Origin of the sequence: Lentibacillus sp. CBA3610 (genome assembly GCF_013373365.1) — a bacterium.
Lineage (GTDB): Bacteria > Bacillota > Bacilli > Bacillales > Amphibacillaceae > Lentibacillus.
On sequence record NZ_CP035925.1, the window covers coordinates 2852298 to 2876065 of the forward strand.

Annotated in this window: 21 protein-coding genes and 1 riboswitch; of the genes, 9 read left to right on the forward strand and 12 right to left on the reverse strand. The window is 41.3% G+C overall.

The window, feature by feature from the left end; all coding sequences use genetic code 11:
* Positions 1 to 187: 187 nt before the first annotated feature.
* The gene (gene recQ, locus Len3610_RS13955) at positions 188 to 2335 is read left to right on the forward strand and encodes a DNA helicase RecQ (RefSeq protein WP_176448494.1); all 2148 of its coding nucleotides are present in this window, start codon (positions 188 to 190) and stop codon (positions 2333 to 2335) included.
* Between the two features lie 331 nt (positions 2336 to 2666).
* Here the strand turns inward: recQ and Len3610_RS13960 are convergent, their stop codons facing one another.
* The gene (locus Len3610_RS13960) at positions 2667 to 3908 is read right to left on the reverse strand and encodes an aminopeptidase (RefSeq protein WP_176448495.1); all 1242 of its coding nucleotides are present in this window, start codon (positions 3906 to 3908) and stop codon (positions 2667 to 2669) included.
* A gap of 482 nt (positions 3909 to 4390) precedes the next feature.
* Here Len3610_RS13960 and Len3610_RS13965 point away from each other — a divergent pair, with 482 nt between their 5' ends.
* Positions 4391 to 4726, forward strand: a complete 336-nt coding sequence (locus Len3610_RS13965; RefSeq protein WP_176449686.1) for a winged helix-turn-helix transcriptional regulator — start codon at positions 4391 to 4393, stop codon at positions 4724 to 4726.
* 213 nt (positions 4727 to 4939) lie between these two features.
* On the opposite strand, the gene Len3610_RS13970 is transcribed toward Len3610_RS13965, so the two are convergent.
* A complete protein-coding gene (locus Len3610_RS13970; RefSeq protein WP_176448496.1) occupies positions 4940 to 5461 on the reverse strand; it encodes an acyl-CoA thioesterase in 522 nt (173 codons plus the stop codon).
* Between the two features lie 706 nt (positions 5462 to 6167).
* Between Len3610_RS13970 and Len3610_RS21890 the strand changes: the two genes are divergently transcribed.
* Both Len3610_RS21890 and Len3610_RS13975 read left to right on the forward strand, forming a co-directional pair.
* Positions 6168 to 6878 (forward strand): hypothetical protein, encoded by a 711-nt coding sequence (locus tag Len3610_RS21890; RefSeq protein WP_369693582.1) that lies wholly within the window; start codon positions 6168 to 6170, stop codon positions 6876 to 6878.
* Positions 6863 to 7399 (forward strand): transposase, encoded by a 537-nt coding sequence (locus Len3610_RS13975; protein WP_369693583.1) that lies wholly within the window; start codon positions 6863 to 6865, stop codon positions 7397 to 7399. Before Len3610_RS21890 ends, Len3610_RS13975 begins: the two co-directional genes overlap by 16 nt.
* Before the next feature lie 277 nt (positions 7400 to 7676).
* Here Len3610_RS13975 and cls read toward each other — a convergent pair whose 3' ends face one another.
* Complete coding sequence (cls, locus tag Len3610_RS13980) at positions 7677 to 9119, reverse strand: cardiolipin synthase (RefSeq protein WP_176448498.1); 1443 nt, start codon at positions 9117 to 9119, stop codon at positions 7677 to 7679.
* Between the two features lie 292 nt (positions 9120 to 9411).
* The gene (megL, locus tag Len3610_RS13985) at positions 9412 to 10593 is read right to left on the reverse strand and encodes a methionine gamma-lyase (RefSeq protein ID WP_176448499.1); all 1182 of its coding nucleotides are present in this window, start codon (positions 10591 to 10593) and stop codon (positions 9412 to 9414) included.
* A 161-nt stretch (positions 10594 to 10754) separates the two neighbouring features.
* Positions 10755 to 10873: riboswitch (SAM riboswitch) on the forward strand.
* A 118-nt stretch (positions 10874 to 10991) separates the two neighbouring features.
* Here megL and Len3610_RS13990 point away from each other — a divergent pair.
* The 3 genes from Len3610_RS13990 (at position 10992) to Len3610_RS14000 (ending at position 14501) form a co-directional block, all read left to right on the forward strand.
* Positions 10992 to 12752 carry a PLP-dependent aspartate aminotransferase family protein gene (locus Len3610_RS13990; RefSeq protein ID WP_176448500.1) on the forward strand — a complete coding sequence of 587 codons (1761 nt, stop codon included), beginning with the start codon at positions 10992 to 10994 and terminating at the stop codon, positions 12750 to 12752.
* 198 nt (positions 12753 to 12950) lie between these two features.
* Positions 12951 to 13859 (forward strand): SGNH/GDSL hydrolase family protein, encoded by a 909-nt coding sequence (locus Len3610_RS13995; protein ID WP_176448501.1) that lies wholly within the window; start codon positions 12951 to 12953, stop codon positions 13857 to 13859.
* A 12-nt stretch (positions 13860 to 13871) separates the two neighbouring features.
* Positions 13872 to 14501, forward strand: a complete 630-nt coding sequence (locus Len3610_RS14000) for a YpmS family protein (protein WP_176448502.1) — start codon at positions 13872 to 13874, stop codon at positions 14499 to 14501.
* 431 nt (positions 14502 to 14932) lie between these two features.
* Here Len3610_RS14000 and Len3610_RS14005 read toward each other — a convergent pair whose 3' ends face one another.
* The 3 genes from Len3610_RS14005 to Len3610_RS14015 all read right to left on the reverse strand — a co-directional run bounded on the left by Len3610_RS14005 (position 14933) and on the right by Len3610_RS14015 (position 17531).
* Positions 14933 to 16084: an NADH-dependent flavin oxidoreductase gene (locus Len3610_RS14005; protein WP_176448503.1), complete on the reverse strand. Its 1152-nt coding sequence runs from the start codon at positions 16082 to 16084 to the stop codon at positions 14933 to 14935.
* 70 nt (positions 16085 to 16154) lie between these two features.
* A complete protein-coding gene (locus Len3610_RS14010; protein ID WP_176448504.1) occupies positions 16155 to 16568 on the reverse strand; it encodes a MarR family winged helix-turn-helix transcriptional regulator in 414 nt (137 codons plus the stop codon).
* A 507-nt stretch (positions 16569 to 17075) separates the two neighbouring features.
* Positions 17076 to 17531, reverse strand: a complete 456-nt coding sequence (locus Len3610_RS14015) for a hypothetical protein (protein ID WP_176448505.1) — start codon at positions 17529 to 17531, stop codon at positions 17076 to 17078.
* A gap of 234 nt (positions 17532 to 17765) precedes the next feature.
* Between Len3610_RS14015 and Len3610_RS14020 the strand changes: the two genes are divergently transcribed.
* Both Len3610_RS14020 and Len3610_RS14025 read left to right on the forward strand, forming a co-directional pair.
* Complete coding sequence (locus Len3610_RS14020) at positions 17766 to 17960, forward strand: hypothetical protein (protein ID WP_176448506.1); 195 nt, start codon at positions 17766 to 17768, stop codon at positions 17958 to 17960.
* Positions 17960 to 18565, forward strand: a complete 606-nt coding sequence (locus Len3610_RS14025) for an ATPase (protein ID WP_176448507.1) — start codon at positions 17960 to 17962, stop codon at positions 18563 to 18565. The genes Len3610_RS14020 and Len3610_RS14025 overlap by 1 nt, the downstream gene beginning before the upstream one ends.
* A gap of 727 nt (positions 18566 to 19292) precedes the next feature.
* On the opposite strand, the gene Len3610_RS21145 is transcribed toward Len3610_RS14025, so the two are convergent.
* The 5 genes from Len3610_RS21145 to Len3610_RS14050 all read right to left on the reverse strand — a co-directional run bounded on the left by Len3610_RS21145 (position 19293) and on the right by Len3610_RS14050 (position 23487).
* Positions 19293 to 19853 carry a reverse transcriptase domain-containing protein gene (locus tag Len3610_RS21145; RefSeq protein WP_255259629.1) on the reverse strand — a complete coding sequence of 187 codons (561 nt, stop codon included), beginning with the start codon at positions 19851 to 19853 and terminating at the stop codon, positions 19293 to 19295.
* Between the two features lie 1474 nt (positions 19854 to 21327).
* On the reverse strand, positions 21328 to 21798 hold the full coding sequence (locus Len3610_RS14035) for an alpha/beta hydrolase family protein (RefSeq protein ID WP_176449687.1): 471 nt from the start codon (positions 21796 to 21798) through the stop codon (positions 21328 to 21330).
* Positions 21713 to 22273 (reverse strand): alpha/beta hydrolase family protein, encoded by a 561-nt coding sequence (locus Len3610_RS14040; RefSeq protein WP_176448508.1) that lies wholly within the window; start codon positions 22271 to 22273, stop codon positions 21713 to 21715. Before Len3610_RS14040 ends, Len3610_RS14035 begins: the two co-directional genes overlap by 86 nt.
* 6 nt (positions 22274 to 22279) lie before the next feature.
* On the reverse strand, positions 22280 to 23284 hold the full coding sequence (locus Len3610_RS14045) for a TolB-like translocation protein (protein ID WP_176448509.1): 1005 nt from the start codon (positions 23282 to 23284) through the stop codon (positions 22280 to 22282).
* Positions 23285 to 23298: 14 nt separating this feature from the next.
* Positions 23299 to 23487 (reverse strand): hypothetical protein, encoded by a 189-nt coding sequence (locus Len3610_RS14050; RefSeq protein ID WP_176448510.1) that lies wholly within the window; start codon positions 23485 to 23487, stop codon positions 23299 to 23301.
* Positions 23488 to 23768 lie beyond the last annotated feature (281 nt).

A 23768-nucleotide genomic window follows, 5' to 3' on the forward strand; every position in this document is an offset into this window, starting at 1 on the left:
ATCTATTAATAAAGAGCATCCGGATTATTCAAGGTGCTGATCAATAATTATACGTCCTTAGTCATCAAACGCCCTTCATATGATGCTTTTCCAGGTCATACCCATTCAGATTACAATTGTTTTTTCTATGGGTTGCCATTCAAAAAATATGTTAGGATAGTAAAAGGTTAAAAGGAGAATCGGTACTATGACAGAACAGGCTGAACATATTTTAAAGACATATTTTGGCTATGATACCTTCCGTGCCGGCCAGAAACAGACAATCGACAACATAACCGGCCGGCATAACACACTCGCGGTAATGCCCACGGGTGGAGGCAAATCACTATGTTACCAGATTCCAGGTATGGCATTAGACGGAACTGCGATCATTATTTCACCGCTCATTTCACTTATGAAAGACCAGGTTGATGCATTACAGGCGTTGGGAATTCCGGCAACCTACATAAACAGTTCGCTTTCAGCAAGTGAGCAGCAATCACGTTTGAACGATATCGGGGCAGGCAGCTATAAATTCGTTTATGTGGCACCCGAGCGCTTTGAATCGTCATTATTTATTTCGACGATGAAAAAAATCCGGATTTCACTGGTAGCGTTTGATGAAGCACACTGTATCTCCCAATGGGGACATGATTTCAGGCCAAGTTACCGGTCAATCATCCCAAATTTAAAACAGCTGCCGGAGATTCCTGTTACGGTCGCTTTGACAGCTACAGCAACCGAAGACGTGATAGCAGACATCCAAACATTATTACATATTGACAATGACTCTATTATTAAAACAGGCTTTGAACGGGAAAATTTATCGTTTCATGTGGTAAAAGGAAAAGATAAACCGACTTATATCCGCTCGTTTATGAAGGAACATCAGGATGAATCCGGCATTATATACACAGCAACGCGGAAACAGGCGGATACACTGTATGAACAATTGGCAAAACGCGGGATCCCGGCAGCCAAATACCATGCCGGACTTACTGAAAATGAACGAAAACAGGCCCAGGCAGCATTCATTCACGATGAAAAAACCGTCATGATCGCAACAAACGCATTTGGGATGGGAATCGATAAATCCAATGTACGATTTATTATTCATTACGCCATGCCAATGACGATTGAAGCCTATTATCAGGAAGCAGGCAGAGCCGGACGTGACGGGGAGCATAGTGATTGTATCCTGCTGTTTTCCCCGCAGGATGTTCAGCTGCAAAAATTTTTAATTGAGCAGTCATTGATGGATGACGATGCCAAGCAGAATGAATACCGCAAACTGCAGGCGATGATCAACTATTGCCATACGCATGGATGCCTGACATCGTATATACTTGATTATTTTAATGACGAGGAAGCCGCCGGAAGCACATGCGACCGCTGCAGCAATTGCCTTCACCGCCGGGACCGTGTTGACATGACAGAAGAAGCTCAAATGATCTTGTCGTGCGTCAAACGGATGGGTGAACGTTTTGGTGTAAGCATGACGGCAAAAGTGCTGAAGGGATCAAAGGATAGCCGGTTGCGTCAATTTCGCCTGCATACGATTTCCACTTATGGCATCCTGTCTGCCTATACGGAAAAAGAACTCACAGAACGGATTCAGTTTTTAGTTGCAGAACAATTACTGGCAACACAGGAAGGCAAATTCCCGACGTTGCAGTTGAATCAAAATTCAGTAGATGTGCTGAAAGGTAAACAGACTGTTTGGATGTATACAGCACCCATCCCAGCGAATGAAACAGCTGATTATCAGGAAGAACTATTTGCTTCATTGCGGAATCTGCGGAAACAAATGGCGGATGAACAAAACGTTCCCCCATACATATTGTTCTCCGATGCCACGTTAAAGGAACTCAGCCGCTATTTACCGGAAACGAAAGAAGATATGCTTGCCATTAAAGGCATCGGAGAGAAGAAATACGAACAATATGGTGAAGCGTTTCTTGCAGTTATTCGTGACTGGCACGCCAATCATCCGGACACTGCCAGACCGGTTAAAATAGCCGGGACTGACGCTGTTCCCAAAAAAGAAAAACAAGCTGACGACCGTCCCAGCCATGTGATCAGTTATACGATGTTCCAGTCCGGCAAGCCGATCAAAGATATTGCCGCGATCAGGGAACTGACACCACAGACGATTGAGGGACATCTTTTCAAAGCATTTAAAGATGGGCACCCGATTGCATGGGAGATATTTTTTAACCAGGAAGATGAAAAAACGATTTTAACAGCGCGGAGAGAGGTGGATGAGCCAAAGCTGAAACCGTTGAAAGAGGCACTGCCAGATGACTATGATTATACAACAATAAAAGCCGTTTTGGTGAAGAACGGGCTGATGTGATGCCGCTCTAATACTATCAAATACGAAAACAAAAGGTGCCATGATTTACAAAAACATGGCACCTTTTTTGTTTAAGTTTAATTTTTGTTGCTGCCGGGAAGCTGCCGGCTGAAGTAAGATGAACCTGAGCTGGGGCGCAGCGATTTTCCATTGGTTGTTGTACGGTGCTCGCGCGAATTGTAGACGTTCTCGCATGGTGTGCCGCTGTTCTCGCACGATTTGAGATCGCTCTCGCTCGGTTTGACGCTGTCCTCGCACGATTTGAAGACGATCTCGAGCGATTAGATGCTGATTTCGCACGGCCCACCCTTACATGAGTTCGTTAACACTATTACCCTTTTACGTTCAATGCCCATGTTCCATTACGAAATACGGCTTCTGTTGTACCGTCATCCAAAACGCCGTCAATGTCCAGCTTATTCGATCCAATCATAAAGTCAACGTGGTTTAAGCTGTCATTAACACCATGCGAATCAAGTGCTTCATCGTCCATTTCCGCTCCACCTTCAAGATTGGTTGGATAGGCTTTACCCAAAGCGATGTGACAGGATGCATTTTCATCATAAAGTGTATTGTAAAAGATCAGCCCTGACTGGGACACCGGTGATTCGTCCGGAACAAGCGCGACTTCTCCCAGACGGCGTGAGCCTTCATCTGTTTCCAGCAGATGTTTTAATGTTTCTTCACCCTGCTCAGCCTGATAATCAACCACCTTACCGTCTTTGAATGTCAGACTGAAATTGTCAATCAGACTGCCGCCATAGTTGAGTGGCTTCGTGCTGGAGACCGTCCCATTGACACCATATTTGTGCGGCAAGGAGAAGACTTCCTCTGTCGGCATATTCGGATTAAATGTCGTGCCCTGTTCAGAAACTGCTGAACCACCTTTCCAGATATGACCGTCCGGAAGCTCAATTGCCAAATCAGTCCCTGGCGCTTTGAATACAAGCTTGGTATATTTTTTCCGATTTAAAATTTCACGGGCCGTTTCTAATGTTTTATTGTGCTCATCCCATGCGGCAATCGGGTCGTCCTGATCAACACGGACGATTGTCGCAATGGCATCCCATAGACTTTCCACAGCATCCTCACGTGATTTTTCGGGGAAAATTTTCTGTGCCCAGTCACCGGTCGGAATGGTGATGATTGACCAGGTAATACGATCGTTCATTGTATATTGACGAAAATTTTTCATCGCCTGTGCCGACGCTTTATTGGCCATGGCCACTCGGGATGAATCGATATCTTTTAGCAAATCCGGATTCGTTGACCGGATGGACAGCACTGCCGCACCGTCTTCCGCATATGTATCAAGCAGCTTGACCTTCCATTCCGGAAACGTTCCAATCACCTCATCCGGTGCATTTTCATACTTCAATAACGTCAATTCATCATCTTCCCAGTTGATATGTACATCCTTCGCTCCCATTTCATACGCCTTTTTGGCAACAGTTCGGGTGAAATCTGCTCCCTCAATCGGCGCATTGATCATGAGCGCTTGATTTTTTTGTAAATTAACACCGGTCCGCAGTGCGAGCTCAGCATATTTTTCCTTCATTTTTTGATCTGCCATACAGTTACCTCCAAAATAGTTAATGACATGACTATTATTTCATAAATCGAAAAAACCACCAAATGATATCGTACAGTGCTTTTTCGTAAATCTCGTTTACACTTGCCATACAGTTGATATAAACTGCGACACATTCTAAGTTCTTTTGGCAGTATTTAGTGACGCTGCCTAACCACGCAGCTGGAATATACTCGCTTTCCGTGGGCTCACGGGTCACCCGCGGAAAGCGACGAGCGAAACACCCACCGAGTAAGCTACGAGTTGCGAGGAGTGCTGCTCCGCCGAATTCTCTTGCAACACGACGAGCACCAAGTGTATTTCCGGAGCGGTGTCACAGCACTCATATATTTTTCAGTGTGTCACAGTCTATAGATTAACCGCCTGAAACAATAAAAAATTCGATTTACCAAAAGATATACATGTGGTATGATTGTAATAGGTTACTTTTAGTAATCATATTATGATTAATCAGAAAGAGGGTGATCTTGGTGACTGATTTATGTCCGCGTTTTGAAGGTGCCATGGAGATTATCAGCAAACGCTGGGTTGGTTTAATACTGTTTCAGCTGCTTGACGGTACCAAACGTTTTTCTGAAATGGAAACAGATTTGCCAATAAGTGGACGATTGCTCTCTGATCGACTGAAAATGCTGGAAAAGGAAGGCATTGTTGAACGTAATATATACTCTGAATTTCCAGTCCGCATTGAGTACTCTTTATCTGAAAAAGGAAGAGCCCTCAAGCCGGTCATTCAGGAAATTCAAAATTGGGCAAATGATTGGGTATCACCTGAACATCTTAACGAAAATAAAGCTTAATGTGGAGCCTGGCTATTGGGCTCTTTTTCTATGTCGTTTCCAGGTTGGTAAGCATGAGTTGCGCACAACAAATGACACATCTTGTCCGTGACTCCGGGTTAGTATGAAACTTAGCAGGGGGGCAACAACCCCTGCTCAATGAACTTTCGCTTTTTTGAATAAACGTTACATCAGCGACAAAATGTCTGGCCGATTCAGGCAATCAACGTAACCCTAATCCCCCTCATTCCATGGATAGTCAGTTCCAAACGTTGCAGCCATTTCTTTAGAATGTTTACGCCGTTTTTTACGTTCGGCTGCCCGCTCTGATGCTGATTCATGTAATTGCTTTTCTTGAGAAGAGACAGGATAAACCTGGGGGACAGAGGTTGGCTTGCCATTATCATCAACAGCTACAAAAGTCAGAAAAGCTGTCGTGCAAACTTTACGGTTGCCGGTGAGAAGGTTCTCCGTTACAGCTTTAACAAACACTTCCATTGATGTATCGTGTGCCCAGGTTACAAATGCCTCAACACATACGGAGTCACCCTCTTTGACAGGTGCCAGAAAATCAACTGAATCCGTCGATGCTGTAACAACCGGCTTCCGTGAATGTCTGACAGCCGCGATTGCAGCAACATCATCAATATGAGCCATCAGCTTACCGCCGAAAAGTGTTCCATGATTATTCGTATCCGGCGGCAGCACGTGGGATGTTTTAACTGTCAGTGAATTTTTGCAAGGTTTTTTGTCCATATCAGTTCCTCCGTTTCATGACCTTTGCTAGGAGCCTTGGACAGAAGTATGCCGTAATTTATGTAAAATAATGTATATTCGATAATTGATTAAAATTGCTTTAAAATATGCTTTGGATGAAATCGCCTAATACCCTTTCAATGCAGGGTTTATAAGGTTTTTAACCATAGAAAAAGCACTCTTTAATGGTACAATGTTTTTTGAGAGAAAAACAAACCAACGAAGAGTGCTTTGATTTCATGTACCTTATTTTTGTTTAAAAACGCCACAGTTTAGCCACTCTTCGTTGGAATCTCAAAACGAGGAGAGATTAAATGGCACAACGAAACCCCGATGCCCCTAATCAGATTGTTCTTTTTCCAGGAATTATTACAGGACAAGATTGAACATAAGCCCACATGCTGCCCGGTTTCTTTCGTACTTGGCAGAGGAGTTGGATCTGACCTACTATGACGCTTACGAATGGGGGCGCCACCTTACACCCGCCGTATCGTAACGGCTGTTATTTTTTTACGCCATGTACCATGGACATTTATGCAGCTCAGAAGATCTGTCGGTTTGCCGAGGACAGTATTGGCGCACAGTGATATTATCCGGCAATGCGTATGCCAAGTTATAAACAGTAGAACGAACGATAGATGCTCTTTTGGCTGAAGTGGACCGCCTTTTCATTCAAGTCATTGAATCTGTGAAGGTTGTCCCCTGATTGGCCGACAACGCAATGCATATTGATGGTACAAAAGTCAAAGCCAATGCCTCGAAGCACAAAGCGATGAGTTATGAGCACCTGACAAAGAAAATCGATCGCCAAACAAACGATATGGAAGCATTATATGACGTTATTAAACCATACATAGATGAAGTGGAGCAGATGCCGGACCATAAGCTGAAAGCTTGTATACATGAACAGGCGGAGCAAGTGCAGCGTCTTTTGCGGAAACAGCATCAATCAGAATTACAACAAAAGGAACAGCAGGTATTCAACCTCGATTCAGAGGTAGAGGAAACCGAAACGAAGCATGGTTACGATGAAGAAGTGTTAAAATCCAGTTGCCCTGTTTTAAATGATGTGCCAGCGGAATCATTTGAACTGACAGTGGATGTCTTGAACGACGTCGCATTTACACAGGATCGAATTCACACGATGGAACAGGCAAAAACAACACTGGAGCAAAGTGGGCAAGAGGAAAAATGGGGAATAAAAAGATCCCACCAGGAAAACAAATCAATTTTACAGATCCAGATTCAAGTATCATGCTTACGAAACACCATGGTGTGCAGCAATGTTACAACCATCTCGCCTGGGTTGATGTCAAAGCGCATATTATCCTTGGTGCACATACAAGCAACAATGCTTCCGATCAACTTGGGTTACAACCAACGTTGGAACATGCGGAAAAAATGTGCGGCTCGTTAAAAGACATACAAGCCGGCGCCGATGCCGGTTTTTTCTCAGCCAATAATATTGCTTTCATGAGAAGGAAAGGGACGGACTTTTATGCCTCGTACGCCGTAGCGAAATCCCCGTATGCCAAGGATAAGTTTGCGTATGATGCACAGAGTGATACCTACACATGCCCAGAGGGCCAGATGCTTTCACGGCAGAAAACAAAGAAATCAGGAAAGATTGGAGAATACAGCAATAAAGAAGCCTGCCAGTCCTGCCCGCTTAGCCCGCACTGTACGAAAGCAAAAGACGGTATTCGGAAAATAGAAAGGGATATGGAAAATGACCCTATCAGGGAAGAAGCGAAAGCGAAGGCTGACAGTGAGAAAGGTAAAGAAATTCTGAAACAGAGAAAAAGCGTCCCGGAACCTGTATGGGGCAACACATTCAAGTGCAGGATGAGTGGAAACAGATGCATGGACGTGGGATGGACAATGCTTCACGTGAATTCAAATTGCACTGCGTCATGCACAATATCCGGAAAATCGTGAAAGTCTACTTTAACAGTCCGTCGTATCATGAAACCGTCCACCAGAAGGAACAATTATACAAGGATACCGGCTAATAAAGCAGACTTAATGAGAGGAGGTGAATAACGTTTCGCTCAAGAAATTAAAAAATAACATAGTGAAGCTTATTTGGTGTGCCTTTTTTAAATGTCCTCTAATTCTTACATTAAACAAGCCAAAATGAAAACCCGGGCGTTTTTTTAAAGAAAACTTTTGTCCAAGACTCCTAGCATTTTCCCCATTTTTGAGTTCTTTACCCTTAAAGTATTGGTGAAAGAAGTCTCGAGATCGATTCTTTAAATCGAACGCCCAATGAGCGCTTCTTATATAATTCTTTTGTCATTTGAGTGGAGTGCTCGATATCTTGTTCAAATGCTTCCAATAATCTCTCCGACAGCCCTTCATCATACAGAAAAGCGTTAACCTCAAAATTCAGACGAAAACTGCGCACATCAATGTTTGCTGTGCCGACTGAAGCAATCTTTCCATCAACAATAATCGTTTTCGCATGCAGGAAGCCATTTTGATAGATATAGACTTCCGCCCCTGCATTCAGAAGATCACCAATATACGATAATGTCGCCCAATAGACGAATGGATGGTCAGGCTTATTGGGAATCATGATTTTTATATCAACCCCTGATAACTTGGCAATCCGAAGTATATCCTGGAGACTGTCATCCGGAATAAAGTACGGCGTCTGGATATATACATACTCTTTAGCCGACATAATCATTTTTATATAGCCGTTCTTAATCTGTTCCCAGTCAGAGTCCGGACCGCTGGATACGATTTGTATCCCGACATCACCGTCTATTTCATAAGCATAATAGCGCTCGTCATAAACTATATCGTTTCGGGATGCCTGGTTCCAATCCAGAATAAAGCGGGTCTGCATGTTCGCAACTGCATCCCCAACGATTCGCAAATGGGTATCACGCCAGTAGCCAAATTTTTTATTGTAACCAAGATATTCATCACCTATATTAAATCCGCCGATATAACCGATTTTGCCGTCAATGATAGCCAATTTCCGGTGGTTCCGGTAATTAATCTTAAAATTGACTTTCGGAATCTTCGGCGGAAAAAATGATTCAATCTCAACGCCCGCATTTCGCAGACGATGAAGAAACTTTTTACTGATCCCTCTTGACCCCATATCATCAAATAATACCCGAACTTCCACACCTTGTTTTGCCTTACGTGTCAGTATCTCCGCAGTTCTTTTTCCGAGGCGGTCATGGCGCAGGATATAATATAGCAGGTGAATATGGTCTGCCGCTTTTTCCAAATCCTGAAGAAGTGCTTCAAACTTTTCCTTGCCATCTGTAAAAATGCGGACACTGTTATCCTGTGTGAAAATGGCATCATCACTGCGCAGGTGCAAATAATATAAATCTTTATATTTCGCCAGCTCCTCATTTTTATAGCGGAAATTATCATTTTCCAATGCGCGTAATTGTTCCTGCACGGTGAATTTAACACCTAATTTTGCTTTGGTATCCCAGGTGAAAATTCGCTGCCCGCTGATGCGTCTGCCAAAAATTAAATACAATATAAATCCTGCAATCGGAATAAAAAGCAGTACCATCAGCCATGCCCATGTTGAGGAGGCATCCTTGCGTTCCAGAAAGATAATGGTAAATGCCAATACAATATTCATAAAAAGAATGAATCCTAAAAACACCGTCACAAAGTCCACGAACAAAACCTCTCTTTATTTACAATCACCTGTCCCTTTAATATAGCATAATTTTTCCATCATCGTTAGTCCGGTTATTTGAAAATTTACTCAGAAGCCACGTATTGATGACTGTAAGATAAGGTTTAGAAGATAAAATACGCCTGTACCGGAATACGATTTGTACAGGCGTGTTTACCCCGTATTTAACTTGCTGTAACATTCCTCTGACCTGTGATGTCACTTCATTTATATTCTGTCTTTTTACGGTCTGTTACACATGGAAAAATATTCCTTCACATGACAGAATGGATTATAGTCGGTCCAGTGCCTGCTCCAGGTCTCCCCAGATATCATCCCACGCCTCAAGCCCGACAGATAAGCGAATAAGCTGATCCGTTATCCCCATTTCCAGCCGTGAGCTTTCAGGAACGACTGCATGCGTCATCGTGGCCGGATGCTGAATTAATGTTTCAGCATCACCAAGGCTGACAGCAATTTTCACAAAGCCGAGATTGTTCAGTAGTTTCTGAGCATCCTTCTTTGTCCCTTTTATCTCAAAAGAAATGATTCCTCCGCCGCGTTTCATTTGTTTTTGGCGAATATGATAATCAGGATGGTTTGCATCATTCGGGTAAATGACGCGGGATACTTTCGGATGGCTGCGCAGCTTAACATCAATTTTTTCCGCGTTATCACAATGACGGTCGACCCGGATCGGCAGCGTTTTCAGTCCTCTGATTAAGAGCCATGCATCAAGCGGGGACATAATGCCTCCTATATCTTTTTGTGTGGTCATTTGCACGTCATCCAAAAAGTCTTTTTTTCCGACAGCGACCCCGGCAATCACATCGCCATGCCCGCCAATATATTTAGTTGCACTGTGGATAACGACGTCACAGCTGAGTTCAAGCGGCCGCTGCAGATAGGGGGACGCAAACGTGTTATCCACCACGACCGGAATATCATGTTCGTGCGCCACTTCCGCAACCATTTGCAAATCGATCAGTTTCATGGTTGGGTTGATGGGTGTCTCGACATAAACACAGGCAGTCTCCGGTCTAATTAGTTCGCGCAATTCATCTTTTGTTTCCATCGTCGAAAAATCATGTGAAATGTTGTATTTTTCATTCATCATACTTAATAAACCAAAAGTGCAGCCATATAACCCAGAGGAACAAACGATGTGATCATTTGCTTTCGTCAAGGCAACCAGAATGGCCGAAACCGCCGCCATACCGGAAGCAAAACCCAGCGCGCGTTCCCCTTTCTCCAAAGCAGCCATTTTTTCCTCCAGCACAGTGACGGTCGGATTTCCCAGCCTCGAATACATGTAGCCTTCTTCCTCACCTGCAAAACGGCGTTCTCCCTCTTCTGCTGTTTCAAATGTGAATGTGGATGTCTGGAAAAGCGGTGCAGCAAGACTTCCCAGCATATCAGCAGATTCATAGCCATCATGAATGACCGATGTTTCAAACTGCTTATGATGTTTCATTCGTAATCCCCCTTGTAAAATCTTATACTAATAGTTTATTGCATTAGTATCACTTTTGAAAGCGTTTTCCAGGAAATGTCGGCAGAAAAAATACTAAGAAACGCTTGACGAAAAGACCAAATCATGTATATAATGTTCATTAAATTAATAACATTTTGCATCTCTTATCAAGAGCGGTGGAGGGATTAGGCCCTGTGAAGCCCGGCAACCATTAAGGCAAGAAAATTTGCCTTGAAAGGTGCTAAATCCTACAGATCAGGCGGGATCTGGAAGATAAGAGGAGGACCGGTTACATAAACAACCCTCTTCTTATATGAAGGGGGTTTTTGTTGTCCCCTCCCCCAGGCCGCTTAACCTTGTCTTTTCAGGACAGATAATTTCTTAAGGAGGAATCTTTCATGACCAATTTTCACCTGCACAACCAGGAAACACAATTACTTCACGGAGGCCAGGAACCGGATCCGGCAACTGGTTCACGGGCAGTTCCAATCTACCAGACAACTTCCTATGTGTTCCGGGATACCGAGCACGCTCAAAACCTGTTTGGACTGGCGGAACCGGGGAACATCTACAGCCGTATCATGAACCCGACCATCGATGCTTTTGAGAAGCGTATGGCCTTGCTCGAGGATGGTGTTGCAGCCGTTGCCACAGCATCCGGTATGTCCGCGATCACACTAAGCATCCTGAATCTTGCCGGGAGCGGCGATGAAATTATCGCTGACAGCAATCTTTACGGCGGCACATATAACCTGTTTGCCAAAACGTTGCCGCGGTACGGGATTGATGTCAAGCTTGTTGATGGGACAGACCTTGAAAGTATCGAAAACGCCATCACTGATAAAACCAAGGCGATTTTTGGCGAAATCATTACCAACCCAAGCCTGAATGTATTAGATGTGGAAGCACTTGCCGAGATTGCCCATAACCATGATATCCCGCTCATCATTGACAATACATTTGCCACGCCATATGGCACTAAGCCACTTTCCTGGGGAGCTGACATTGTTGTTCATTCGGCCACTAAATGGATCGGCGGACACGGCACAGCAATTGCGGGTGTCGTGATTGATGGCGGCAGATTCAATTGGGGCAATGGCAAATTCCCTGACTACACCGAACCGGATGAAAGTTATAATGGTCTGCGTTATGTTGATGTTGGTCCGGATGCTTTTGCAACAAAATTGCGTGTCCAGCTGCTGAGAGATATCGGACCTGCCTTAAGCCCGCAGAATGCATTCCTGCTGCTGCAAGGTCTGGAAACATTGCATTTAAGAGTTGAGCGCCACAACCAGAACGCTGAAGTGGTGGCCAATTACCTGGAAAACCACCCGGCCGTCGAATGGGTTAACTATCCGGGCTTAAAAGGACATCCATCCCACGAATTAGCCGGCAAATACTTGCAAAAGGGTTATGGCTCGATTATTACGTTTGGCATTAAAGGCGGGCGTGATGCAGGCAGACAATTAATCGACAATATTACGTTGTGGTCACACGTTGCCAATGTCGGCGATGCCAAATCACTGATCATCCACCCCGCATCAACGACCCATCAGCAGCTGAGCGAAGAAGATTTGAAAAAAAGCGGTGTAACAGAGGAATTAGTCCGCCTGTCAATCGGACTGGAATCACCAAAAGATACACTGGCTGATCTGGATCAGGCAATCGCCAAAGCAACCGGTGAGGCCTTAACCATCGAGCCAACCGAGGAAGACGCTATCCAATGGCTGCTTGCTTCACCGTTCGACCGTACCAATGGCGACATTCGTCAAAAAACAATCGCTGTTTTCGGATTGGATAACACTGATGATGCCTTTTATCAAAACGTTAAGCAGCTGCAGAAGCTTGGATTTAACATTGTACCCATCACCTCATCCGAAAAAGAGATTTTAAATAATGAAACATTCGATCAACTAAGCAGTGTACCGGTGAGCATTGACGCTGTATTGACAAATGACCATACGCTTCCAGCACAAACAATTGAGCAGTTAACTAATAAAGAAGGCAAAATCCTTTGGGCGGAAAACGCTGCCGCAGCAGATCAGACATTGGAAAACGCCCAGGCAGCCGGAATAACGGTTATTTCCGACAAAAGTGCATATAAGGAAGCCATTCGCATTCGGGAAAATGGTGCCCAAAAAACGTTTGCACACGTTTAGGTTTCAGGAATTGTTAAGTAAAAATTCGTCTTCACACGAAGGCGAATTTTTTACGTTTAATTTTTATATATAGTGGGGATTAGCCAAGCATGACCATGGTATAATAAAATAGAAATGAATAAGCCAATACTCACTAAAGCTGTTGCATGTATACAACTGTGACACCGGAAGAAAAACTTAACTATAGGTGTGAAATTCATGAAAAGAAGATATGTGTTCATCATTTTGGGATTACTGTTAGCAGGCATAACGGTTTTTCTGGCATTCGGTCAAACGGAAACAACGATTAATAAATCAAGTGATGACACTGCACAATATAATCAGGAAGAGGATACAGAAAAGTCTGCTGATGAAACGGACAATCAGGGAGAAACATCACACGGTGAAGCGTCCGCTGAAGCGAGTGAAGAGCCCATCAGCCAATTACAGGCGCTTTTAAATGCTGCAGTCCAGCGTACCATTGATTTTTTCACAAACCGGGATGCACACATTACAGCCATTGGTGATTCATTGACTCAAGGTGTTGGGGATGATGTCGTGGACGGCGGTTATATCGGAATTTTGGATAATCGGATTAATGAACAAAGTCAACTTGTATCATTTGATAATTACGGGAAACGCGGCAACCGCTCTAACCAGTTATTGAATCGGCTCAAGGATCCGGAGATTGAACAATCCATTGAGAATGCTGATATGGTTCTGATTACGGTTGGTGCAAATGATATTATGCAAGTTGTAAAAGAAAATTTCACCAACTTGCAGGTTAATGATTTCACACCTGCCAAAGATCTCTATGAAGCCAATCTGCAACAGATTTTCGAAAAAATTAATGATTTGAATGTTGATGCCGAGATTTATTTAGTTGGTATCTATAATCCTTTTTTAAACTACTTTGAGGGTATTGACGAACTCGACATGATTGTCAGCAGCTGGAACCAAACCAGCCAAAATGTAACTGAACAATATGATAATACAACGTTTATACCCATTGCTGATTTATTCGACGAAGGGGAGAATGATTTATTCGCCGACGATAATTTCCATCCCAATCATCGGGGATATCAGCTATTTGCCAGACGGGTACTGGAATATTTGCCTAATCAGTAGGGGGCGGGTGCTGTGCCGAAACATGAAAAACGAAAAAATAAGTGGAAACGATTGTTCTTCTGGCTGCTTGGACTTAATGTTGCGGCATTCCTGCTCATCACAGCATTGATCTTCTGGCCTGTATCCCATACTGAGACACCAGAGCCTTCAGATGAGAACACTGAACGCAGTACAGAGTTTACGGTACGTACGACCAAGCAAAATTTAAATGAGCTTGTCAATGCTTATATTGATAAACTTTTAGAAGGAAGCAGTCACCAGTACAGTGTTTCACTGGATGAAGATGTCGAACTGGTCGGACAGCTTCCTGTATTTTCATCAAGTGTACCGGTTTCCGTTCGTTTAGAACCGCTTGTCCAGGAAAACGGTGATGTCGTCTTACAGCAAAAGTCGATATCAATCGGGCAGCTCTCACTGCCAAACCAGAAAATTATGGAGTATCTTGACAGGTATTTGCCAATGCCGGAGTGGGTTACGATTGATCCGGCAAATGAAGAAATCTATGTGGCCGTTACTGATATGGAAATCAGGAGTAACTTCCACGTCAGTGTGGAACATATCGATCTGGAAGCTAACGACCTGGCCTTCAATATTGAAGTGCCGTACCAGTCGCTGGGGATTGAAGCGCAGGAAGTTGAGTAAAGGAATCGGACATATGGATAACGGGGTCAGTGCTGGGAGGGGAAAATGCAAATATCAAGGAAAAAAGCACACTAACTGGAATCCTTCTCACCTGTAAGTTAACAATATAAATAGCAAACAAAAACGCTCAGATATATTTCGAGCGTTTTTGAAGCGTTATAATTTATTTTTCCTTTTCCACAATCACGCCCGATTCGGCAGATCATTTTAACTACCTTTTCCTCGTAAACGATCATTATTGGGTGAGAAAATACAGTTGATATCCTAGAAAGATGGCGACTCCACAAATAATCACTGCTGAAATTCTATTTACAACAATACACGCTCCCGTTGATCCAATTAATTCGGAGGTTGCAGAATACCTTATGGAATTGGTTTGAGAAAAACGTTCAATTTCACTTCATGGCGTCTTTCGCGTTGGCTTTAAAGGATTACTTACCGTCCGTTCTTGGCAATGAATAGAGACCTTTATTAAATTGTTCCCATAAATTAGGTGGTAAATCATGTTTATCTTCTCTATAAGGGTCGAATTTCGACATGATTTCGTCCGCTTTACCATTCTGTATTTTATTAACGAAATTATGATCTAATAGAATTTCTCTGCCTAATGCTATTAGGTCAACATTTCTTGATTCTACAGCCTCTAATGCGTCTTCTGCATTAAATATTGATCCAATACCAACTAATGGCATACGACCATCAATCCATTGGTGAAGTAATTTAATTCTTTCTTCGCCTTGATACTTACCTTCACGCGTTTTAGAGTGTACGTCCATTAATGAAACATGTAAGAAATCTAACGGTTTTTCAATTAAATTTTTCACCAATTCTTCTGTGATTTCCATCGTTATACCTGGCGTTTCTGCTTCTTCTGGTGAAAATCTATATCCAACAATGAATTTCTCATCTGCATGAGCTTTAACCGTATGAACAACCTCATCAACAACTTTCATTGGGAATTTGAATCTGTTTTCTCCCCACTCATCATCACGACGATTATAATATGGTGAAACAAATTGTTGGATGAGATAATGGTTTGCCCCGTGTATTTCTACACCATCAAACCCTGCTTCGATCACTCTGCGTGTTGCCTTGCCAAATGCTCTAATGGTGTGTTCAATTTCTTCTTGCGTAATTTCCCTGGCATAATGTTCCTCTTTTTCATAGGATGGACTATGTTTCTCATCACCTTGCAAGGTTATAGGACTTGGGGCAACTACATCTCCATTTGGTGTTAGATATGGCATTGACTGTGCCCCGCCATGATGTATTTGTACAATCGCTGTTGCCCCATTTTGCTTCATCGCTTCAGCTAACCGTTTTAAACCATCAAGGTCTGAATCACGTGCAACGGAAGGCTGACCAGGAAATGCTTTTCCCAAATCAGTCACATTACTGGCCGCAGAAATAGCTAATCCAACATCTTTAGAACGTTGTTCGATATAATCAATTTCCACATCAGAAATTGTACCATCATCGTTGGAAGAAACATGAGTGAGTGGTGCTAAAACAAATCTATTTCTTAATTCTATTTTGTTAGGTAATGTTACTTTTTCAAATAAAGGTTCAAACTTCTTATCCATTACTACAATGCCTCCTATAAATTTACATGTTTGACATGTATCCTTACCTGAACAATCATTTTTAAAAGCCTTATTCAACAAGCCTTTTAATATTTTGTATATCCTTCACGCTTAGTGAAGACTGTAAGTGATCATTAATTACCATTTGCATCTCACGAATGCAATGTTCCCCTTTTTTCGTAAGGAAGACATCAACCGATCGCTTATCATTTGCATACGTTTGGCGTTCAACTAACGACCCGCCTCGATATTGTTCAAGTCTTGTAACTAAGCGTGATAAAGCACTATGGCTAAGACTTACTTTTGGAACTAAATCTGATAACTTCATCCTCTTTTGTTCTGAATGTGTCAAGTAATACATAAGGTAAAATTCTTTAATTCCTAATTGAAATTGTTCTTGAAGTTTATAATCCATTGCTTTCAGTAAACGGTCGTGATATTTCGTCAGATTAAGCCAAGCATTAAACAACTCATTATTATTCATGACTATATTCCTTTCAAGACAGCAAGCTTTGATAGACAAAGCTTGAAGATAATTTGAAATAAAGCGGACGCCCTGATGATCACTGAGCACGTAAACTAATCATTGCGTAAACAATTCCTGTTTATTATGGGGCAAAACAGTCAATGTCTGTTTTTATCCACTATAAATTTGGAAGGGATGTGTTATAAAACGCAATATTGAATCCCAAGTATGCACATTTTTATTTATGATGTGATTTTACTTTCTTTCAAACTAATCTCCTTCTTTTTTAATCTTAATTTATTTTACTTAATGAGATCATAACAAAAAATATATGCATGCGCAAACATATTTTGAGGTTAACTTCTACACTTTCTCATCTTTATCAATCTGGCCCTATTCAGAAGGACGCACTAATCGATTAGCGCGCCCAATTCTGGAATAGTCCTTTTCTATTATTGGCTGGTATTAATGGAATACTATTGGCGACAAGAATTCCGCTATAAACAACAGCTTATTTTCTTTCTATTAACCAAACATATTCATGTCACTCATAGTTTTAATTAAAGCCCGTCCGTAATTATAAAGACTTACAACTGTACTTACATTCTCATTTGCATTTTTTGCTTTTTCAGCAATATCATTGACCATGCCTTTTGCTTCTTCTTCTGTTGCAGCTTTTATTACGTTCAACATTTCTTTATAGAGTTCCAATGCTTCTCTGTTTATTTCGTTTCCTTCTCTAATTAAGTTAATCATTTCGGGAATGTGTCGAGTATTTTCTGCTGTCTGCCTTGCATACTTGGTTCTTTCTTTGTCACGCTGAATTGCTTCCTGTTCCTTTCTAGCTTTATCTTCGTTTATCCTATTCATATCTTCTTCCAGTCGCTTCATCTGTGAATTCACTTGCCTGTTTACTAGATTAAAATCACTGACTCCAGTTAGATCTTTGTTCAATTTAATATTAAATTTACCATCATTCATACTGACACACCCTTCCATGTGATCTATTTAAATGCGTATTATCCCGAATTCAAGGTTTCCAGATTATGGATCTATAAGCCAAGTGAAGACGCATTTCTTATTCATGAAAAACGCCCGATTGTTGTACTGTCAGTTATTAACACTAGATCAGAATTTAGGAAAACAATTTGAAAGGCAACAAACATTATAATTACACCAGCAATCTGATATAATGAAATAAAGGCGGTGATTCTTATGTTAAAACAGCAAAACAATGAATCCAAACGAAAATACGGCTGGGTTGACAAATGGGCCAAGATGACCGGTGAGCGAGCCAGAATTGATGCTAAAGTTAATAACACATATATTATATACGACAAAAATGGTGTGCTTGTAAAGGAATACCCCAATGGTAAAATTATTCCTTTCCATAATGTTGGTGATTCTTGATGCACACGCATCAGCCAATACTCTTTGTGTTTGCAGGCAATAACGGTAGTGGTAAAAGCACTATTCGCAATTTGATTATCGACAAAATTGGTGTTGATATTAACATAGATGCCGATGCTATTGCACGACGATTGGATCCAGAAAATCCGACTGCAAAAAGAGTTACCGCGGGAAAAGAAGTCATTAAATCAGTTAATCAATATATAAAAGAAGGTAAAGATTTTTCAATTGAAACAACCCTTGCTGGGAAGAATGCGGTTAAACAAATATCGAAAGCCAAAGAATATGGTTATGAAGTGACTATGTTTTACATTGCACTCAATAATGTTAGCAAAAATATTGAAAGAGTTGCAATGAGGGTTAAGAATGGCGGTCATCATATCCCAACTGAAGATATTCTCAGAAGGGATGAAACGTCATTTAAACACCTTTATGAATACGCACCTATTATCGATAACATTGTTCTGATTGATAATAGTAAAGACGGTGGAGAAATTATACTAGAAATAAATGACGGAAAAACAACTTTTGGAGTTAATCAGCTCCCCCATTGGGCGCTGCCTCTATATCAGCAATTTCAGAAGAAACCACCAACAGAACTATAATCGAACCAATTTTACAGACGTGGAAAATTGGTTCGGTTATAAAAATTTTGGGGTTATCAAATGTTATTTATTCCGGATAAGTTAGCAATAGGTAAGCCTTTGAAATTATCTCCAGCTTTTCCCCTGCTCCGCACCGAACGTGCCAGTTTCCCAGCATTCGGCGGTCCATCTACCGATGTATAATTGATTATAAGTTCTTCGTTACTTTTAGACGTGAGATAGTTCTACCTTTTCCAGCCCGCATTCCATTCGGTATTGATTTAGTTTCTTTATTATTGAGTTATTCAATCCGAATTTCTGTGTTTCGGATGCAATGATTTCGTTATCTTTACGATGTACTAGCCGATGTATGTCCTTATGAGGATACGAAGATTGTTGAACTTATCCGTTCTCCAAAAGATGTTTAGGTGTATAATGATGACAGTGAACTTCGTAGGCAGTTAAATCCCAACCTGTGATTTCGCATTTCCCCATTTTCATACTGAAACGGCTAATGCGATTATCCATGTATTCAACTGTTCTATCTGGAAGATTTGCCTTCATTAGTACGCTGATTTCAAATTCAATATTTGGCTGTAATTTATCGTAAATTTCTCCTGGCCTTCTTCTGTAAAAAGAGATAATGATGGACTAAAGTTCATGGCATTTACTGTTTTGACGTTTCCTATAGGAAACAGGTGTAACAGTGGCAATTTTGAACGTCTTAAATCCTTTACTATAAAACTTCTTATAGGTTGAAGTAGGATTTGATTGGATGTCCATATTTCCCAACAGTACGAAGGCGATTGTACAGAAAGGCTTTTAGATCATAGGCAAGACGTGAGAATTCTGGATTGACATGTGTCGCTCTGTTAAAATAATTGTGAATACCTAAAACAAAACTGTTAAAGCGTAAAGCATTTTGGACTGTAGGGGAGTCTTTCAACTTTCGGATGTGCCTTTTGGCTTGTTCTTTAAGTTTCTCCCTTTTCTTACGTTTGATGCCTGTATGGGCAACTCTTTTATCCTTCTTCACATTTGCTTTAATGGTAAACCCTAAGAATTCGGATTCTCTTTTTCGCAAATTCACAATCTGCGACTTTTCTGGTGAGATATCCAGTTTTAAACGTTCTTTAATATATAATCTAACTGCATGGTACCACTTTTGGGCTGTTTTTCCATCTCGACAGAGAATTTTAAAATCGTCCGCATAGCGGACAAGGTAACCTTCTTTAAGGTTTGTACGTTTTTTCGCATTTCTTTCTCCAGCTTGAGATTTGTAGTTTTCGAGAAAGGGAAAAACTCCCACTGACCTGCAACCCACTGGTCTAAATCGTTTAATACAACGTTCGCTAATATCGTCCGATAAATACCGCCCTGGGTTATACCCTAGAAGGCACCCCTTCTTTATCAATTTCAGCTTTGAGCATCTTAGATATACAAGCCAATACTTTTCTATCATGGATACCTAAATTCCATAACTGTTTGATGAGAAGTGTATGATTAACATTATCGAAAAAGCTCTTGATATCAACGTCCACAACATAATGAAGCTGCGATTGATAATTAGAAATTGTACTCTTTGCCATAGCATTATGAGTAAGACCGTAAACGGTCTGAATCCATAGCTATGTTTATAAAAGTGGGCTTCAGCAATTGGCTCAAGAACTTGTTTAAAACACTGTTGAATAATACGGTCAAGGATACATGGAATGCCAAGTGGTCTTAATTTACCATTTTCCTTTTCAATCCATTTTCTTCTAACCTTCTTAGGATGATAGTTTTTTAGTTTTGTTTGGATTATTTTCACTAATTCATTTTCCGTAATCCTTTTGATGTCTTTGATGGTTTTTCCATCTGTTCCAGATGTTTTCGAAACCTTTATTAGATTTGACATCCGATAGCTAGTAAAATATTCTCTCGTGATGTAATCATTTCATATAAATGGTTAAATGAATCGTTTGTTACTAGCCCTCTTGTGTAAATCCGTAAAGTTTTTCCGTCATATTGTAGTAATCCAATATCTTAAAGTTGACACTGTGGCATCCCTCCCAAAGAGTGATGTTCCCACATTCCTACCCGATCGGTGTCATTCACGTGAAGAAAATAATCATTCTAATTCGCTAGACTTGGGGCTGTTCCTCCACTCCCATTACAGAGATTCATCAGTCGTACCCCTACCTTCGCAAGGATAAATGTATTTCGGCTTTAGCCTTATTACAAACGTTTCGGATGACAGTCCTTCTTTCAACGTTCCTTACTTCCCAAGTACCTTACAACGTAGCTATCCATTTTAGACGTAGGTGCTTCCTTTAAGCCTGCGAGCACGATACCGCCATTGTTCGGTATAGCGTATTTCAGAGGGCGCAGTTTTACTCTACACCACTCGCCCCAACGTTAGCTGGGACATAGCTTTACACTATGTTCAAACTTTAGACCCTTACATTCGGAAGTTTGTCAGTTCGCTTCTAGTGGAACATTCTCACCGTGTCTACTTTTTCAGCCATCCGGCATATCAGTTAGCATACCCTTTCCAATTGGATTGGATTTAGCCTTCCTTCTGCCGACTCTACCTGTGCTTCGTACCCCATGAACTGTCATTCATGACGCACGCAGGAATATTGATGGGGTGGTTTCAGGAAACATGGTTCCGTCATTCCCATCCTCCGTTGTAACGTTAGAATTAATAGAATTCCCCGCATGTTCACCCTTCAAAGGGTTTATAGCGGAACTTGTCGCGCGCGCCCGTTTGTGTAACAAAAAGGTTCATTCTCCATATACCTTTATAAGTATTTGTCAAACCAAGAAAGCACCCGATCGTAATAATCCTGTAAATTTTCTTTTTGCCACGTCCCTTGCCAATGACCTTCATCGTAAAGAACCATCTCAGCTGTTTTATCCAATCGTTTAAGAGACGAAAAAATTGGTCCTGCTTCATTACGACATAAATTATCACGAGTTCCTTGCACAACAAGTACTGGAGTTTTTATTTTGTGGAAATCAAATAATGGGGAATTTCTAATATATCGGTCTCTATTCTCCCATAAAGTCGCACCCATATTCACTTGCCCATCCTCAATTAATCCATAATTATTATAGAAACAATCATAATCAAAATCTGTATACAAACTTATTAAATTCCCAATACCAGCAGATACGACAGCAGCTTTAAAACGCTGTAATCTCGTAATAGCAATCAGTGTTGAATAACCGCCAAAAGAATGGCCTATAATCCCGATTCTGTCGGAATCTATACAGGATGCTCTGCAAGCGCGTTAAAAGCAGATTTTCAATTCCATCAGTGATTTCCAACTTGCCGTTTGGTCTTCGTGCCATTGGAAGATCAGGCAAAAATACAGCATATCCATGGGATGCAAATAGCTGATGGTTATCAGCTGCTGAAAGACTTAAACCAAAAAATCGTACGTTTTGTGATTGCATTGAACCGCCATATACACGCATAATCGCTGGAACTTGACCTTCCCTATTTTTTGGTAAAAGCAAAGCACCTCTTCGTTTTTTCCCTCCTTTTGTCCATGTGATTAACTGCGTTGATCCTATCTCCACTTTAGTTTGCAATTTTGTAAATTCAACAATGCATGAACCTGTTTTGGATGCTATATCAAACACTCTTATTGCTGGAGGCTGATCAGCAGCCTGAGTCCAATAGATAATCATGTCAACATTATCACTTTTCCCGCATACTGCTCCTCCCCCATACCACGGCAAGTGCCTTCAATCCTCCACTATTTTCTCTGTTTCTCCAGTTGTATAATTTACTCTCCAGAATCCATCGAGTGCTTCTGCCGGATCGCTAGTTTGAACAATGACATTTGTTCCAGATTGATTTCCTTCAGGCAAAATCGCAGTAACTTTCCGCTCACGAGGTAAAGTAAACTTTTCGATATGCCCGGTTAACGAGAAATAACACCATAAATCCCCATTAGCTACCATCAAAATTGCACCATTTGACATTGGAAAAGGACCTTCGTAATCTCGCCCAAAAGAGATGTCTTTTTGTTCATAAAGACGTTTTTGATTTGATGAAGCAAGATCAACTAACCATAGACTGCCATCTGACAAAGGGCCAGTCGTGGAATAATAAATTGATTGATCATTGTGACTCCATGAAAAACTCATGCCATAATTCATACGAATTCGTTCAGCAATACACTGCTGTTCACCATGGCGTTCCTTAGTTTTCAAGGGAGAGATCCACAAGTCGAACACATTTTGTTGTGTATTTTTCTTTTCTTCTCCCAAACAACTTGTAAAAACAATATGCTCCCCATCATTAGCAAGAGCCATTCCGACCGGCCTCAATCCGCTGCTAAGAATGGTAGAAGCCTCCGTTTCAATATCAATCATAACAATATCAGCTCGATAAATATTTACCCAGGACTGTTGATTTTTTTCCTTTTCTTCTACCGTATTTCCCATTGTGGTAAACACCTTAGGCTTTGAATTGGAAGAATTCTGATTATGACCAGTTTTTGAGAATGAGTTGAAGCCATTATCTGGCATGGATTTAATGATAACGGAGCCCCCATCCTTCGTCCAAATCGGTTTTTCGAATCCAAAGAAAGGGCGGGCAATGATATCAGATATAATGTTTAAGTTTCGATTTAAAGCAAACCACAGACAAAGGCGAGCTGCACCATCTATATCAGCAAAAAAAGCGAGAATTGTACCATTCAGGTGACCATACTCCTGCCAACTGCTATCAGATTTGAGGAGCAACCTGAAAACACTTTCTAATACAAAATTATAAAACCCATGGGATTACCTTTAACAGCCTCAGACACCCCGACTGATTCTTTTCCTTCAGATGTTCCACTTGTACAAAAAGCCAGCCATTTATTATCTGCTGATATAGACATATGAACTCGATCAGCAGGTTCTTCGATGCATAAAACATCTTCAAGCGTCAAGGTTTTATTCATTGAATCCCCCATAAATTAATTTTTTGGCTCATGTCACTTCTATGCAATTCTTCCAACTTAGATACATTATGAAATGATATTCAGCTATCCTGCCTAATTGAAATTATTCCCTTAAATGGCCTTTATCTACAATACGGGCGCAGATCTTTATTACAGAAAAGCGCCCAATTGATGAACATTTAGTAACTTAATTCTGTTTGATTTTAAAACCTTTACTGTATATAGTATTTTCTTAAACTGAACCCGTTCACTTTTGACTAGCATGAATAAGGCTAATACGT